The organism is Geobacter metallireducens GS-15, from assembly GCF_000012925.1.
Classification (GTDB): Bacteria; Desulfobacterota; Desulfuromonadia; order Geobacterales; family Geobacteraceae; genus Geobacter; species Geobacter metallireducens.
The window spans coordinates 3434463-3451394 of the sequence record NC_007517.1 but is presented as its reverse complement, the minus strand read 5'-3'; the positions used below and the strand labels follow the sequence as shown (position 1 = coordinate 3451394).

General features: G+C 49.1%; 12 protein-coding genes. 6 read left to right on the top strand and 6 right to left on the bottom strand.

Annotation, left to right across the window (positions count from 1 at the left end; genetic code table 11):
• Positions 1-357: 357 nt before the first annotated feature.
• The 6 genes from GMET_RS15325 to GMET_RS15305 all read left to right on the top strand — a co-directional run bounded on the left by GMET_RS15325 (position 358) and on the right by GMET_RS15305 (position 5046).
• Positions 358-570, top strand: a complete 213-nt coding sequence (locus tag GMET_RS15325; protein ID WP_004513616.1) for an integration host factor subunit alpha — start codon at positions 358-360, stop codon at positions 568-570.
• Positions 570-1226, top strand: a complete 657-nt coding sequence (locus GMET_RS15320) for a 3'-5' exonuclease (protein WP_004513615.1) — start codon at positions 570-572, stop codon at positions 1224-1226. The genes GMET_RS15325 and GMET_RS15320 overlap by 1 nt, the downstream gene beginning before the upstream one ends.
• A gap of 14 nt (positions 1227-1240) precedes the next feature.
• Positions 1241-1675, top strand: a complete 435-nt coding sequence (locus GMET_RS15315) for a hypothetical protein (protein WP_004513614.1) — start codon at positions 1241-1243, stop codon at positions 1673-1675.
• Positions 1676-1691: 16 nt separating this feature from the next.
• On the top strand, positions 1692-2231 hold the full coding sequence (locus GMET_RS15310) for a thermonuclease family protein (protein ID WP_004513613.1): 540 nt from the start codon (positions 1692-1694) through the stop codon (positions 2229-2231).
• Positions 2232-2511: 280 nt separating this feature from the next.
• Entirely contained in the window at positions 2512-2682 is a 171-nt protein-coding gene (locus GMET_RS19305; RefSeq protein ID WP_081431804.1) for an antitoxin Xre/MbcA/ParS toxin-binding domain-containing protein, read from the top strand.
• 45 nt (positions 2683-2727) lie between these two features.
• Positions 2728-5046, top strand: coding sequence for a surface-adhesin E family protein (locus GMET_RS15305; protein ID WP_004513612.1), 2319 nt, complete (start codon positions 2728-2730; stop codon positions 5044-5046).
• A gap of 7 nt (positions 5047-5053) precedes the next feature.
• On the opposite strand, the gene GMET_RS15300 is transcribed toward GMET_RS15305, so the two are convergent.
• The 6 genes from GMET_RS15300 to GMET_RS15275 form a co-directional block, all read right to left on the bottom strand.
• A complete protein-coding gene (locus GMET_RS15300) occupies positions 5054-6304 on the bottom strand; it encodes a YozE family protein (RefSeq protein WP_004513611.1) in 1251 nt (416 codons plus the stop codon).
• Positions 6305-6316: 12 nt separating this feature from the next.
• Positions 6317-11689 (bottom strand): AAA domain-containing protein, encoded by a 5373-nt coding sequence (locus GMET_RS15295; RefSeq protein ID WP_004513610.1) that lies wholly within the window; start codon positions 11687-11689, stop codon positions 6317-6319.
• Positions 11690-12275: 586 nt separating this feature from the next.
• The gene (locus GMET_RS15290) at positions 12276-13469 is read right to left on the bottom strand and encodes a TniQ family protein (protein ID WP_004513609.1); all 1194 of its coding nucleotides are present in this window, start codon (positions 13467-13469) and stop codon (positions 12276-12278) included.
• Positions 13466-14377 (bottom strand): TniB family NTP-binding protein, encoded by a 912-nt coding sequence (locus tag GMET_RS15285; RefSeq protein WP_004513608.1) that lies wholly within the window; start codon positions 14375-14377, stop codon positions 13466-13468. Before GMET_RS15285 ends, GMET_RS15290 begins: the two co-directional genes overlap by 4 nt.
• A 1-nt stretch (position 14378) precedes the next feature.
• Positions 14379-16289 carry a Mu transposase C-terminal domain-containing protein gene (locus GMET_RS15280; RefSeq protein ID WP_004513607.1) on the bottom strand — a complete coding sequence of 637 codons (1911 nt, stop codon included), beginning with the start codon at positions 16287-16289 and terminating at the stop codon, positions 14379-14381.
• Positions 16267-16926 carry a heteromeric transposase endonuclease subunit TnsA gene (locus GMET_RS15275; protein WP_004513606.1) on the bottom strand — a complete coding sequence of 220 codons (660 nt, stop codon included), beginning with the start codon at positions 16924-16926 and terminating at the stop codon, positions 16267-16269. The genes GMET_RS15280 and GMET_RS15275 overlap by 23 nt, the downstream gene beginning before the upstream one ends.
• Between the last annotated feature and the right edge of the window lie 6 nt (positions 16927-16932).

Here is a 16932-nt window from a genome sequence, read left to right as displayed (position 1 = left end):
TGGATTGTTAATCGGCATCGTGGATTGACCCGCCATCGGCAAGCAAGGTTGACCCTGGTAACAACATAAATAAAATCGCAATATCAACAAGATAGCCTGTTAAGTGGTGGGTCACTCTTGGACGCCGATTACCCCTCAAAGTGGGTCAAAGTTCCATGCCGATTAACATCCTATCAGCGCAACCGGTTACGCCAATGGTGTGTTGCGCAGAAAGCTTCCTCTGCCCGATGAATTTGTGGTAAATTCCCGCGATTAAAAAACGATAAGCAATGGGAGGAAGCGTAACCCCATGACAAAAGAAGAGATTGCAGAACTGGTGAGCACCAAGGGAGCTATTCAAGGAGAGAAGCGGACGAGATGGTCGAAGTGCTCCTTGAGCAAATCAAGAAGACCCTTGAGCGGGAAGACAGGATAAAGATCACCGGTTTTGGCAACTTCGAAGTAAAAAGGAAAGCGGACCGGCGGGGGCGCAATCCCCAGACCGGCGAGGCGCTCACCATCCAGTCCCGGCGAGTGCTGACATTCAAGCCCAGTGCGGTCCTCAAGAACTCCATCAACGGGGAGTCCTGATGGGGAAGTTTACCGCCGTCATCCTCGACTTCGAGACAACTGGCCTCTCACCTGGCTATGGCGACCGGGCCATCGAGATCGGTGCGGTACTGGTCCGGAACAACCGGATTGTTGACAGATTCCAGAGTCTCATGAATCCCGGCAAGAGGGTGAGCGGTTTCATCGAGGAATACACCGGCATCACCAATGAGATGCTGGCCAAGGCCCCACCTGCGGAGCAGGTGATGGAGCGGTTTGCCTCCTTCATTGCCGGCCACAACCTGGTTGCCCACAACGCGAGCTTCGACCGCCGCTTCCTGGACGCCGAACTCTCCCGCATCGGCAGGAGACGGACCGGGGACTTTGCCTGCTCAATGCTCGCTGCCCGCCGGATCTACACCAATGCCCCAAACCACCGCCTGGAGACGCTGGTCAGCCACCTCAGCCTCCAGACAGACGGAGTCTTCCACCGGGCTCTCGCCGATGCGGAAATGACCGCCCAGCTCTGGACGGCGATGATCGGGGAACTCAAGGAAACCTATCGCCTCAGGCAGGTCACCTTTGAGCTCATGCACTCCCTCGGCGGCGTGGCGAAGAAGGCAGTGCCGGCCTATCTTGAACGGGTGGCGGCAGGGCGAACTTGTGCCTGTGCGAGGGGCGGGCGATCTTTAGGCTGACCAGGGAGGGGTAGATGTCGACAGAAGAAAGAGACGGGGGATTATCGCAACGCGGGAGCAACAAACGGTTGCTGCTGTTGGCTACTATACTTGTCCCGTTGCTGACCATAACATTCGGAATGCGAAGCAAGGCAGCGAAGCTACCCTCGCCAGAAATAAGGCTGTCCGATACCACGCCCCGGGGCCAGGAAGTGTCTAGCGAGCAACGCCAGCGATTTCGCCTGAACTTTCAGGAGAAGTTCTCGAAGAAATTTCAGGGATCGAAGGTTGACTTAGAGGGGGATGGTGGCAAAACCTTTTGTATCGAGTGGCCTGGCGTGGACCGGTCGTTTGCTGCTACAATCACGGAAACTGGGGAAATCATTAAAGACCTCCGGGATATGGGGTTTACGCACCTGATCATTTCCGATGGTCACAAGTCGAACTGGAACGTCGATTTGAACAATTGAGCTTCGTGGAGCCGTGATGAAACGAATTTGCGGTGTTGTCCTGTTATGGATAATCCTTATTTCTCTGCCGGTATGGGCAAAGGAGCCCTTGCGGATCATCGAGGGGGAAGTGGTGAAGGTCGTCGATGGCGACACGATCACCATCGATTCCGAGGGAACAAGGGTCAAGGTTCGACTGTATGGTATCGATGCTCCTGAAACTGAGAAAATCAACAGAAAGACCGGTGTGGTTACAAAGCCAGGACAACCTTTCGGTGAAGAGGCGTTTCATGCTCTTGCTGACAAGGTTTCGAACAAGTCGGTACGACTTGAGGTGATGGGCATCGACAAGTATCGACGATCGGTTTCCTTTGTCTGGTTGGGGGATCGGAATATCAATCGGGAAATGGTTCGAGAGGGATGGTCATGGGCATTCCGGAAGTACCTCGACCGTTTCAGTGCATATTTCCTTGATGACGAGGACATCGCCCGCAGTGAGAAACGAGGGATCTGGCAAGATGCCGATCCTGAACCCCCATGGGAATTCCGGAAACGGACCAAGACAAGCGGGGGCTGACCGAGGAGGGTTCGATGAGCATTCAAGTGATTCAGAAGATTCTTGAAGGGAAGAAAATTTTTGATTAGAGAGAACTCGTCGTTATTACGCGCAAGGGACCTCCTCGATGTTCCGTAGATATTGTGGCACGTGCTTTTGGTATTCCTGTAAAGGAGCTATGTGGATTGCTGCCTGTTTCTTGGCGCTCCTTGCAGCGCTATGATGCTGATCGCCTCTTGAATCCTCATCTCACAGATCACCTTGTTCGCCTGATGATAATCTTCGCTAAAGCAGCCGATGTATTGAGGGTGCGGCGGAGTGGCTGAAAGCTTCGATTTTGGCATTAGTAGGTGCGAAACCGATTGAATTTTTCGATACGCGTGCAGGACTCGAGGTCGTAAGAACCATTTTGTTGGCCGGCTCGTTCATCATCTTGATTTTGTTGCTAACGATTGTATGGTTGTTAGGCTAATAAATTGAAATGTCGATGAAATCCAGCCTTTAAATGGAGGGCTTTATGCGGTTAATTACAAATCTTCTAATTATTGCAATTCTTTTTTCAGTTCCTCATGTTTCCATCGCCAGAATACCCGAGGTTGTTCTTTCCAAGAAGTCCGCAGTCGTTTCCATTTACGTTGAAGATAAACAAAAGATAGTCGCTGGTGGCAGTGGGTTCATCATTGACCAGAACGGTATCATTGTTACAAATGCCCACGTCATAGAGCCATGGAATAAGAGTACTACTGGCATTCTGTATGTTAAAAAATCCGATGGCACTTTCCTTGAGCCGACTGAGGTCATCGCTGCAGATGCGGTTAAGGATGTTGCCCTGGTTCGAGTTAAGGAACAGAACCTGCCTTTTATTAAGCTGACATCGAACATTACGCCCACTCAAGGTGATGATGTCGTAGTTATCGGGAACCCCCTTGGTCTGGAGACAACGGTTACTGATGGTATTATCAGCGCCATCAGAGGGGAAGATGGTTTCCTGCAAATTTCAGCGCCCATCTCACAGGGGAGTAGTGGCAGTCCAGTGCTGAACAGCAAGGGGGAGGCGATAGGGGTTGCCACCTCGATTATGGCAGGTGGCCAGAACCTAAATTTTGCCATACCAGCGAGCTACGTCACTAATCTTCCCACTCAGGAGAAAGCGCCCCCTGTGAAGGGGCTTAAAAAGAGAGCAGAGTCACCTTCCGGCTTTGAGACAGTAACCCCGGAGGATATCGAGCGGGACGTTGTTCAGATACCGGAAGGGGCTGTTCACAAGGGCAAGGTCTTATTTGCGACAGACAGTGGTGGCTACACGTACATAAGAATTGAGGAGAATGGTGCACCATTATGGGTTGCCGTCACGCAAACCACTATTTCCATCGGTGACATAATCGAATTTCCTGACAGCCCTCCGATGACTGGATTCAATTCAAAATCTATGAACATGACTTTCGACAAGATAACATTTGCAGCCGGTATACGGATTGTCCAACGGGGAAATGTTGAATTTAAATCTCCCGAAGAGAAGCATCTTTATTATGCTGAGCAGTATTCTTCTATGAATAACACTCCAGCAGCGATTGAGGAAATTTCCAAAGCAATCGAGTTGAACCCGAAGAAGGCTGAATATTACGGGAAAAGAGCTAATTACTATCTGCAGCGAAGAATGTATGCAGATAGCAAATCAGATGAATATCAGCAAATCGTGGCATCGAACAGAGAATCGTGCCGTAACGCGGTTGATGATCTGAACAAGGCTATCGCCATAAACCCAGGCAATGATGTGTTTTATGCAACACAGGCCCGTATTTTCACAGATTCACTATTTTGCGACTATGCCAATGCTGACAAGGCAATAAAACTCTATGAAACAGCAATACAGCTGAATCCGAAGAAAGCGGATTATTATGTTGAAAAGGGGTGGCAGCATAAGATAAAAAATGATTTTAGCAAGGTTCTGGATTGTGCTAAAAAAGCGCTTTCAATCAGCCCTAATAATGAAGATGCACACTATTTGTATGGTTCGTATTATGAAGAAAACAACAAGTACGATAAAGCCCTTGAGTATTATACGAAAGGTTTGTCTGTAAGCGACAACGTCACTTTTGGTTATTTTTATATAGACGGTGTAATGGAAAAGACCAAGAAATATGATGATGCCGTCAGGATATATACTGACCTCATCAAACAACATCCTAAACGTTTGATATTTTATAACGGCAGGGCGGAGTATTACGCCAAATTGAAAAATTACAAGAAGGCTATTGCAGACTATACGACTTGCATCAAGCTAAATCCAAATTCCGAATATAATTACAACCTGAGAGCAAACTGTTATTACGAAGACGGAAAGAAATCCGAAGCATTGACCGACTATCGAACTGCTTGCGATATGAAGCACGCTGAATCATGCGAGATGATTCCAATTGTATTTGCCGATATCAAGCGTGGCGCTAATTGGGTACCAGTGGCAGCAAGCAGCGATGTAAATTATTATTACGACAAGAAGGGATATACAAAAAATAAGAACGGAGTTGCTGTTGCCTGGATTCGCGGGGAAATAACTGACAAGGAAGAATATATCAAGGATATCGATATCAGCGAATACGAAAAGGAAAAATACAAAAATGTGTCACATGTTATGAGCAGGTTTGAAGTCGATTGCCCAAATCAAAAATTGAGAGTGCCGATTTCACTGATTTATGCTGAAAACGGCAACGTTATCAGGTCGTATGAAGATGAAAAAACAAAATACAGCAATATTATTCCCAATTCAATCGGTGCGAGCATTCACGAGAATCTGTGTAAAGGCGCCCCAGCAAAAAAGATAGGGAAAAAGAAATAATATATCACTAGTGTCCTGTTTGGTTAGTCGGGTCTACTAATGTTGCTCTAGAATCATTATCTTTGAGTACAGCAATAAATGACACCAGATCATGATGAGGAGCAAACCACTCACCCTTGAGGCGGTGATCTGCAAACTTCCGGTGGAGTTCTTTTTCATATTCACGTGTTCCAGGAACAGTAGCGAGTACACGCAGATTGCTTGAATGGGCGGTTTGAAGGGAGGTTATCCGCTTTTCAATAGGGCCAGCGGTATATCCGATCTTGATTTCATGACTGCTTTCAGATTTTATGAAATATACCCATCCAGAGTTGCCTGATGCCGGAATAACAGCCCATAGCTTCAGTTTCTCTTCAAGCTTTTCTATGTCGAGTTCACTCAAGCCTACTTTTGTTGCCAATTCCTCAAGGTCAGCACCGGTAATTCCTGGAAGTGGCCGCGATTCCATGGGATCAAATTCATCGAATTTTGCACGGCAGTCAGCATCAAGGATAAATACTTCGTTCTGGTCTTCCTTGCTCCAGGCAATCAATGCATCCTCGATATTCAATTTTTGCCCACATTCATCACACCATGCAGCAGGTTTTATCCTTTCAGGGTATTGCTGAATATATTCCAGCCAACCATCCTTGAAGCATTCAAGAGCTGCATGGGATACGTTTGCAGTCAGATACGTGATCAATTCACCATAATCATTGCTTTCACGCGGATATGTATCGTCAATAGCCGCATCTTTTGCGGTATCTCCTATGTGATCAGGTCGCTCCACCTGAGAAACCAGCCATTGGTAGTATGTTGCTCCTGCAGCATGATTCTTAACTTTCTTGACTGCAGCCAACCAGTTTTCATTACGAAACCGGATGGAAAAATCATTCAGCGCTTTCCTGCTAGACTCAGGAATTACCAGAATGACATCGCCAGCAATGGGAGATTGGCCAATTTCGCTTTTCGGGCCAGAGTTCATATCTGACCACGCAACAGCCTCTTCAAGCTTTTCGCCACGCAGTTTAAGGGTTTTGGCGAGCCGTTTCCTTTCAAACGTAAGCAATTTGCTGTATGTCTTTTCTCCCACATAAGTTCTATTGTGTAACGTTGTAAGCTGATCAGAAGGGACTCTGCCACTATCAGTCATCCATTGATACAGCGATGAAAAAACAGATTGCTTGTCACTCAAATTATCAAACCAGTCATTAGGCAATGAAATGCTTTGAACTTCTGAAATCTCTTTAATTATTTCTTGTGCAGTACATTTAGGCACAGTAGCTCCAATTTAAGACTCAGTAGCAAATTGCCACCCAAGCTTTAACCGGTCATTTTTGCTTTTATACGCAACCAACTTCCCATCCCTGATCATAACCGCCACTTGGCTTTCCACTTTTCGAGTAAACAACTTACGGGGCGTCCCTCTTGTTTTGATGTGACATTTTCTAAGGATGATTGTTGGTAATGCTTTACGCACACAGGAATTATTCGGCAGTGTTTTCATTGCTTCAATTATCAATCGCCGCAATTCAGCAGGCTTCGCATTCAACGCCTCTTGAGCTGAGAGTGGACAACCTTCTAGAGGCACTTCCGATTCGCCAATGTCATCTTCACTATCCATTTCGGAATCAACATCATCTGTATCTGATGTATCATTCGTATCATCATTTACACCTGTATCATTCTGGTCGAACTCCTCTTGGTCGTTTGCCGGTTCGGAATCCATTTTGGCTGATTCGTCCGATGAACATTGCTCGCTTCCTTTTGGGAAAATGCCCCTTGCTTCAAGCATTCCCCAAAGTTCTTCCAGTGTCTTTTCCTTGTTACTGCGGTAATAGCTTTCTTTTATTCTGAAAAAGACCCAATTGCAGCGCTCCAGCATGCGCTGCCGTTGCATATCGTCTTCATATTTGTCCCGTCCATGCCAATGATCGCCATCGCATTCGACGGCAAGCTGTGCACTGCCCCCCTGGATAACAAGGTCTATTCTCTTGCCTGCAAACTCGAATTGCGGAATAACCGTATAGCCGCGCCCAGCGATGTGCAACGCGACATCTACTTCAAACCAGCTGTCGAACGGATCAGGCGGCTGCTCACGCCAGCGGTCAGCAATATGGGCAGCCCGTTGCAAGTCCTCCACGGATATTCCGGCTACCTTGCGAACAGACGTATCATAGAAGTGGTTCAACAGCCGTCTTCTGAAGCAACTGCTGCTGAGATCGTTACTGGTAACGGAGTGGAACAGCCACATCTGTTCCCTTGCACGACTTGCAGCAACGTTGAAGCGCCGCATGTCTTTATCTTGAGTGAAAGCGCCAATCCGTTCATTCTTTGCTGCAACCATACTCATAAAGACAACATCGCGCTCATCGCCCTGGAAGCTGTACGGGTTGCCGCACAATAGCCGCCGTTCCTGCATCTCTTCGGTACCCAACCGCTTTACTAGCATGTCTTCAATGATTTTTGCCTGGGCATCACCTTGAAGAACGATAACCCCCATCGTCATACCGTCGTACTTGCTGTCTTTACAGCATTTGATGATTTGCTCAACTATCGCTTCAGCTTCAGGCTTATTGACAATGGTCTGTCCACTGCCTTCCCTGTACCCTGATGGGACATGAACCGCCTTCAACGGTTCAAGCCGATTCGGTGGGACTTGTTTCAAGGGGATGAGCGGATCAGAGGTGTAACACAGCTCATTACTGAAACGGATAATTTCGGGAGCACACCTGAAATGCTCGCACAAGGTAATTCTGTTACCGAAACGAATCTGCCCATGGGCAAACAGGCTGTTCTCAATATCGAAGGAAGCACTATGTTTAAAGTCGGCAAGGTGCGTCCGCATCAGGTTGAACACATGCGACCTGTCAATACCGACAGCTTCAGGGCTTATCTGCTTTTCATCACCAACAACAATGATTTTCTTGGCAAGGTACAAAAGAGGCAACGCTTCAAAACCGCACTGCGATGCTTCGTCAACGATAATCACATCAAAGCAACCGGGGGATGCCTCAACCGTTTCATAAACCCTGTGGAGCGGCATGATCCACGAAGGAACAGCTCCCTTGCATTCGTTCAGGCTTTTCTGAGCATCCTGACGATGCTTGTGAGCATGCTTCCCCGTTCCTTTGCCCAATCGACGCATGGATTGATGCCAGGAAACCAGATGTTGCTGATGATCTCTGGTCATTCTGGAAAAACAGTGTGACCATGCCTTAAGCGCGGCAAGTTCTTCCAATGCCTTTGCTGATGAGACTTCAAGGCGGTGAATGTTCCTTTCAAGCACATTCCCATCCTGATTATGGAACTTGTACATCCAGTCAGATGCCTGTTTCCATGCCCATGCATTATCCAATCCCTTGAGGCGTTGCACGGCAACCTGTTTATCATGTACGTTTTTCAGGGTTGCTGCAAACCGAGGGGCTTTTGAGGCAATGGCATCAAGGTAGGCCTGTTTTGCTATGACCCGTGAGCGCTGTGCCCCAACGGCCTTGATTTTACTGACGGCGGCACAATAACTGTCTGCGTTTCTCACCTTGAATGACTGGAAAAGCTCGCCACAAAGCGGATGGGCATTAGTATGGGCGACTACAGCCGATATGCGACCTTCTTCCTGCAGCATTTTTTGATAAAGATCTTTGAGAACAGACTGCTTGAGAACGTCCTGACAGGTGTTCATAAGCTCATCAAGCGATTCGACATTCTCGAATTGTGGACGGGGCAGACCATGAATCCTTTCGACTACCGCAAGAACTTCTGCGCGGAGCGTATACAGACTTAAAATGTGCTCTAGTGCTTCAATCAGCTCATCAATCTCTGCAATCTGCATTAGTGGGTGTTTTTCTGGCTGGCAGGTAACTTTACCAACCCAGAAAGACCAGATTTCTTTCAACAGAAACTTCACCTCGAGATAGCTGACCAGCTTTGGCAGCACATTCCTGTCTACGCATTCCTGACCGTTCACCCGTACCTGTTTTACGGATTCACCATGTTTTTTTACTATTGGATGTCCAAAAAAGCCGAACTGCTTGAGACCACCCCCAGCGGAAAAATGGTCCAGTAGGGTCTTGGCATCGCCATGCAATTTCATCAAATCCATGGATGCCGGAATTTCCACCGTAAGAGACTGAGTTTTTTGCGCAAGTGTTTTCAGCTCACCAAGCCGTTCAGTTGTGAGCTTGTGCAGCTGTTTCCATGGGGTGTCAAGGTCTGCCAGTACTTCCCTGATTGCCCCATTTACCCATGGCAGAGGACGACGCATGACGCTATGTATTTCAGCTACAAGACGGGTCATGGTTTCGTTCAGAGTGGTGATCTGGTCATATGCCGCCCGTGCTATAGCTTGTCCTGAAATGGAACTTAACCTGGCTTCGCTGGCTTTTGCCGTAAGCTCATGGTTTGTTAGCTCCTGCCATGCGTTGCGTAGGTATTCACAATCGGGGATATCTTTGGCAATGTCAGGAACATGCTTGCTGTACTCAGCTTCCATCTCATCACTGATCTCAAGCAGCATTGCAGACAAAATGTCTAAATCCGAACGAGTGAGGGGGATTTCGTCACTATCGCTGATTTCATCATCAAGCCAGTTATATAGGGGGGTATCCTCCAAAAGCTTGACAGCAATGGTTGCAGCGGTACCGGTATATGCTCCTCCAGCCAGAGTATGTTGGAATGTTTCTTTTTCCCGCAAGGCGATCAATGCATATTGGGCTTCGGCAACGGCTTTCTTGTTGTCATGGAGTTTTTGTTCAAGCTCTTCCATTTTCCTGGCGGCAACAAGATCGTTACGGGTATTGACGTTGTTCAGAATGCCATTAACGCTTCGCTCAAGCGATTCACGTTCTTCCGTGCCGCTGCCAAGCATGCTGATGCACAGTGGACTTACGACGGGAGGAATCTTTTGGTGAAGAACCTCAAGCGCCCTTGCCGTCTTTGCAGTTACAAGGACCCGTTGCCCGGTTGCCAACAGATGACAGATCAGGTTCGAGATTGTCTGAGATTTACCGGTACCGGGCGGGCCTTGCACCAGTACCCCATTCTGTTTGTTGTACTTGTAGATTATCTGTCGTTGCTGTTCGTTTGCAGGAAGAGGGAAGTAGATATGATCAGGGGGGGTAGCTTCCAGCGCATCCCCTCCATTGGCCATTTCATGCTGACCTGAGACTTCACACAGGTCAAGGAACTGCTCCGGTATTTCCAACCCCATTTCTACCTGTCGACGCATATCGGCAAGGATATTTAGCAACCCTTTTTGAGACCGTTTTCTCAGTATCAAGGCTGGAGCGAATTCGATAAGAGGGATATCGGTAGCACTGGCACCGCTTGCACGGTCGATTTCCGCCTGATAATTGCCTCTGCCTTGCTTTTCCAGAGAGTTCGATATGGAAGCCAGTATTGCATTGGAAATCGTTCTGTCCCAGAAATTGTCCCGCAATTGCCTGCCAGATGCTATCAGTGACGATGAATTTGCTGGATAGGATTCCGGGTCAAGCATATCGAGTTCGACTTCAGATTGATCGCCATCTGGAGCAGGTTTTACGGCAAACCGTCCTATTGCGGATTCGAATTCGAGAGAGGCCTTGGCTACCAATAAATGCCGACGCACTGATTGTCCACCCGGTTGTTGCCATGTCAACAACCCCAGGCCAACGACCAGTTCATATTGCTCGCCAAGACGTTGCTGTTCCTGGTAAATACTGAACAGAGCGCCAAAGACCTTCTGGATTTCAAGGTGCTTTTTGTAGATTGTTGTCCAAGGTTGCCATTTTTGCTGAATATAGCCATCCCATGCAATGACTACCGCTGGATTGTCAGATAGCTGTTTTGTCTCTATTTCTTCATGCTCTTCGCCTGTAACGGGGTCGATAAACTTTTTGCTCAGCACAATCGATTGCCGAAGAGTGGGTACAAAGTCGATCTTACGCAGGAGAGATTCATCAACCCAATGCTCACAAACCTTGGGGATTGCAGGCATTGGGGGTTCCGGCATTTTTTTCACTTCCAGCCATACATCGTCAGGAATGCTTTCGTCAGCCCCCCACGTCCTTGAATAGCAGTTTGTCCCGTCGCGGGGGATATCTGAAAGCCAGAGAGTGTTCTGGTAGTTAGTGATATCCCTGACTACTATAGAATTAACTCTGGCAAGGGATGACAGATACTCGATCACATTGAGAACGTGTACTTGCTGCTTATTAAGCTGTGGCTTGAGCACTGACGGTCTCACTGGTTGAGATTGGGATTGTGGTGGTGAAGTTGGTTCAGTTGTGGCTTTTATATGTGGTTCCGGCTGTGCATGCTGTTCGGATTGGACGGGTGGAGGATGGGGCGGTGCTGGTATTGTGGGCGGAGAAACTGACCGAGATTGCGTCTGTACAGGTGCTACACGAGCAATTGGTGGCGTCAATGCAAGTGAAGACTGGCTTGGCGTTGAAAGTGGCTTGGGGGCTGCAGCTTGTTGCTTGGTATCAGCTACAGAAGTACTCCCCTGTTTCTTCTTAGCTAAAGTAGCGGTAATTTCATTCCGTAATTGGACGGCTTTTGGTTTTTCGCGATGGTGAAGTTCTTTTAGAATTTCGTTGAGTATTGAGATGTTATCAATATTTTTTCTGTAAATTGCATCAAGTTCTGCAGTCGATGTGTTGAAATGTGGCCTCGGCTCCATAAAAAACGAGACCTCCTTATTTATTAAAGCATTTTAATACCATCATATCAGGCCAACCATTGCCTGCATAAAATAGTATACCAACCAACGATAAACAAGCCTTTAGTGGTGTGGGAGGTCGGCGGGGGGAGACCCCGTCTCCTGCCAGATTTGACAAAACAAATTAAAAATATATACACAAATAAAGCTGGAGTTTAAGCGAACCATGTGCTCGTAAAATGAATCACCCCGCCGCAAACAGCGGGGTATCTACTACCTTTATTGGATACATCAATCGCCCCAAGGGGTGGGGAATTGCACCAATCAAGCAGGTTCAATCCACAGAATTCGGTAGAGGCAAACTTTACTATTAAGACCAGAGCCGCCGCCCATCAGCCGGATATGTTCTACGTCAACAAGTACATACGGAGTGTTGCTGATGATTTATTGTAAATTGTATGGTGGGCCCGGTTTTCTCGGCACGAAAATGAGGTAAATCTACGTGTTCAAGGAGGTCGTTAATGGTAAAGGATGTCAAGGTGTCAGATTTCGACCTTTTTGGTGAAACCGGTGATTAGATCGCTTCCGAACAAATTTCATATCCATATTATGTCACGCGACTCCCAGCGGCGCCAAAGACCTTTGCGATGTCTGTTCGCTTCCTGAAGTCGATCCCCCTACCTATAAGCGATTTCACTCGATCCAATTGCACATCCATGTCTTTGGATTTCATATATTCCAATACACTCGAGACCTCGTCACAGCTTAAAGGCCAAAACGTATGGTCAAATCGGTCGACGATCTTGGAATACCAATAAGGAACGATACGCAAATCCCTCGTAAGTTCCGTCTTGCCAAATCGGTTCCGGCGGCAGTAATCCATCAGTCTGTGCGGGTAATCCTCGAACAGGTGCATCAGTCCGGAAAAAAACAGATACTGCTCCTTCAGGCGAATTTGATCCAAAACAGTGGGTTTGAGTTCCCATGTCAGGTCGTCGACGCGGTCTTTCATTACTTCATGATGCAAGAAGCCGTCGGTCTTATCCCAGAAATGGGCAGCCTTCCATAGTTGGTGGATGATGATAAAAAAGAGGAATGAGTAGACAGGCACCTCTCCGAGCATGATAAACCCGCAGCCTAGAATCGCATACATGCGTTTAATTGCTTTCAACCCGTATGAGCCCCTGGCGATCGGTTCGACTTCGGCACTTTTAAGCGGGAAGCCGCATTTGTCGCAGTTCGGGAAGTCCACCACCGAAGGTCTGCGGTAAACGGTGAGCGGAGCCAGGCAGGCCGGGCACCTGTCCCGAAGAAAGCATTTATGCCGCACACAGGCAGTTGAAAACGAAAGCCGCCACTTTCGCCTGAAGTAAGGCTGTTCATCTTCCCGCAGGCATACGGGGCAGAAGCGAAGGCCGTGTGAGGTGTTCTGACGCCCACGCATCCGAAGCGGCAAGATAAACTGCGTACCCCCAGTCTTCGTAAAAGCCTTTTCGAACAGATACCCTTCATAACCCTCAAGCGTCATTGCCTGCAGTGCTTCCAACGGCGCACCGCTTTTCGTTGCCAATGTCGACAGGAAATCCGGGGCTGACTGCAGGTCCATGTCGACAGACCATAACATGTTCTTGGTCTCCGGCATGTACAGGTTGGTGAACGTCATCGGCATGGTTCGGTGCCGCAGGGCCAGGCGGATGAGCCAGGAACTCAGGAGTTCATCCTTCTGGGGCCGCAGCTTGAGGGGGAAGTTGTAGTGGGCGTATGCCCCCCTCCTGCGAACCTTGTACACCAGCTTGGTCACTTGAGGCCTCGTTCCGCCGGCGGTTGTCTCTTTGACGACGGGGTGAAGTCGCAGCCTTTGATTTCTTCTGCAGTAATCTGCTCCTTCCCGCCATTGATCGCCATAATGGTTGCCTCATTGATCAAGTCCACAAAATCGCCGATACATCCGCTTTCTGTCCGCTCGAAGACCAGTTTTGACAATTCGGGAGCAGCGAGCAGAGACGCCATGCTCAACGGAAGGGTCAGCTCGAGCCGTGCGAGGAACCTCTGGAACTCGTTGCCGTATTCCCACCGCGGAAGGTGTTCTGCCTTGAACCTGCTGGCAAACTGCTCGTCACTGCTCGTTGCGTACAGGGCCTCCATCGTGCCGACCAGGACGATGGGGACGTGCATCTTGTTATGGAGCGCCTTAAGCGCATTCAGAAGGACCCGCTGCTTGAGAACTGACCCGCTCAATGCATGGCCGATTTCGTCCAGAATGATCATCTGGACCTGAATCTGCTCGAACTGGTAGATAACCTCGCTCAACTTCTTGTCTGGCCTGTCGTTGTAACGGAATGGGACCTTGAGAGTCGTAAGTATCTCGTCATAGAGCCTGCCTTCATCCGGCTCAGGGGGACAGGATTCGAGGTAAAAGACTGGGCAGGCCGACTCGTAAAGCCCGTCGGTGGGTGGGTGAGCGTCCTTGAATCGCCGCACCAAGGTGCTCTTGCCGCAATGGGAATCGCCGACGATGAGAAGGCTGGGCGGTCTGATCTTCCGCGGCATCTTCAACAGCATCTCGAATTTCGAAAGGAGACGGTCTGCCTGGGGATAGGGGAGCCAGCGATCCTGATGGATGTAATGGATCCTTTCTTCGAGGCTCCTGCCAATCATTTCCCTGGCATCGGGGAGCAGTCTGGCGACATGCTTGTCATCTATCGTCACGTTACTCTTCCCCCGAAGTTTTCTTCACGATCACGCCATCCAGCAGCGATGCGTCATCATAAATGCTCGCGATGTCATCCAATGGAGCGGACTGTTCATCGGTTCTTGCGAAGGCGTTGCTACGGTCTGTCTGATCAATAGGCTTGTTCTTGCCCCGTCGCCTCTCGGTCTCCCGCTCCCGCCGGGCCTGCTTGGTCTTCGCGACCGCCTCTTCCCGGATCTTCATCCGCTCAGCATAGGCTTCGAAAATCTGCTGTTCGCCTGGATCGTCGATCCCCTTTTCCTTGCAGCGCTTTTTGGAACCCTGAAGTTCCCAGATGGTCATCGGGGGCCGGGTGAGGTCCTTGTATGGAAGTTTGAAAAATTCCTTTCGGTCGGGGTCGAAAAAATAGAGGGGGCTTATCTTCCTCGGATCGCGTTTGAACAGAAACTTGCGAGCGTTGCCGTTTTCGTCCGTTTTGCCGACCCAGTGCCTCAAGATATCGTGAAAATATTTGATCTTGTCGAGTTTTACCCCCTCGCGTTGTATTGTGCGCCAAAACGTCGGAAGAAGAAAAATTTTGAGCCGTTCCTGGTCTTCGACTATGTCTGGGAGCCCGATTCCTACGGTCTTGTCGTCCCCGAAAATGCCGAGCTCGTATTTCTTACGTGGTGAAATGCCCAACTCTGAATGCTTTTCCTCGTTGTATTCCTTTGCGATGAGTACGGTGAGCCATCTCTCTATCTCATCAATGGTGTAGACGGCTTTTTCTTCAGAAGGGTAGTCGCCGCGATCATTGATGCCCGAAAACGTGCTGCCGGGTTCGTCATGGATTTTACCGTTAAGGGTCTTGGCATACCGCTCGATGTGCCCTCCGTATTCAGGCTTACCAACAGGGCGCCAACTGATCTCCACCCAATATTCTTCCTCAAACGGAACGAAGTCTTCACTGCGAAATTCCCCGGCGTTATCAAGTAGCAAGGTCCGCATGATACCGAATGCATCCCACCTCGCATTGACACCTACGCTTTCTAGGAAATGGTCTTTAGGAAGGATACAGTGGGCAATCAATTGGCCGACCGAAAAAATGCTCGGCGCATCGAATGATAGGCTGAAACCCAATACCATCCGGCTATAAACGTCAATGGCTAGAGAAACATATGGCTTGCCAATGGGCTCGCGGTCCTTATCGTCAACCAATATTAGGTCGAGTGGCGTATGGTCTATCTGCACCACGTCAAGAGGCCATTTCGCATCTGGGAATGTACCTCCCGCAGTGAGGCGTTGGCGTCTTTTCCTGCGGCCCCTCTGTCTTGGGATATTCTGCTCTTTTAGGTATGTCTCTAGCCGCTCGGCGACGGTGACCCACGTTGGCGCCTTCAATCCCGCAATCTTGCATTTGTTCTGGATGGCTGTTTGGAGAGACTGTATGGAGACCTTTGTGATGTCGACCAGTTTCGCTTCTGCTATGGCGTTGAAATGCTGCCGTATGATATCCTCCACAGCCTGGTCTATTCGATGTTGTCCCTTGCCGCCACGGCAATGCGTCTTCGGTAGCAGGGAAGAAGGCGTTGCCGATTTTCCGTATTCCCGAAGCATCCGGTAGATAGTCGTGAAATGAACTCCATTCTGCGCGGCAAGCTCTTCGATTTTCTTGCGTGAGAGTTGATTCCTCACGGCGGGTTTGATGATCTCGAACCGCTGCAAGGCGATCTTCTGCTCTTCTTCGGAAAGGCAGTTGAGTGGCGCAGCAGGGACCTTCTCTTCATCTGTACTTCGTGCCGATAGCTCGCCCAATGTCAGGACTCGAATTGCTCCGTCGATGACATTGCGCGCCTTGATGGAGTTGAAGTCTACGGGGCCAATGACCTCGTATTCCACGTTCCCGCAGTAGACGATGCTTCCGGCCTTAAGAGAGATTCTCTGTGCCATTTGAGATCCTCAATATGGTGCTATGACTTATTGGCTTGCTCAGATCGGCCTCAATTTCACGTGTGTACAACATGTGCCAGATTGCACGGGTGAAATGGGCTTGGGCTATGCGGTCCTCTCCAAGGGACTTTAGAAGATCTCTGAGAGGCAGGGGCCCGGCGTGCTCCAGTATTCCAATGATTAGCTTTCGTTTCGTTTCGATATTAGGGGGAGGCTTGACGAAGCGGTAGATGAGGCGATAGTTGGCAAGGGCGTCATCATAGATATCCTTTTCATTTATGATGACAAATTCGCCACCTTGTCCCTCGACGTGGTTTCTCGCAAGAGAGAACCTTCGCTCGAGGTCTTCGGCTTTCTTGTCTAATTCTTCCTGGGATTTGACTTCAACGATTCGTGGCGGTTTGCCGTCGAGGAATTTGACCAGGCAGTCTGGTGTGTAGGACACCTCCTTGCCATCAACCGAGCCGGAAAGTCTGATTGGCTGCTCCTCGTAGCTTGCGATGGTCTGATCGAACTCAAGGCGGAGATAGTAGTCCCGCTCAAGTTTGGATTCGTAGCCGATGCAGCGTCCGTTGATGGCGCTCGGGAACCTGCCGGAGATGGAGCGGTATGTCTTGGGGATCTTGCGGACTGGCATGCGCCC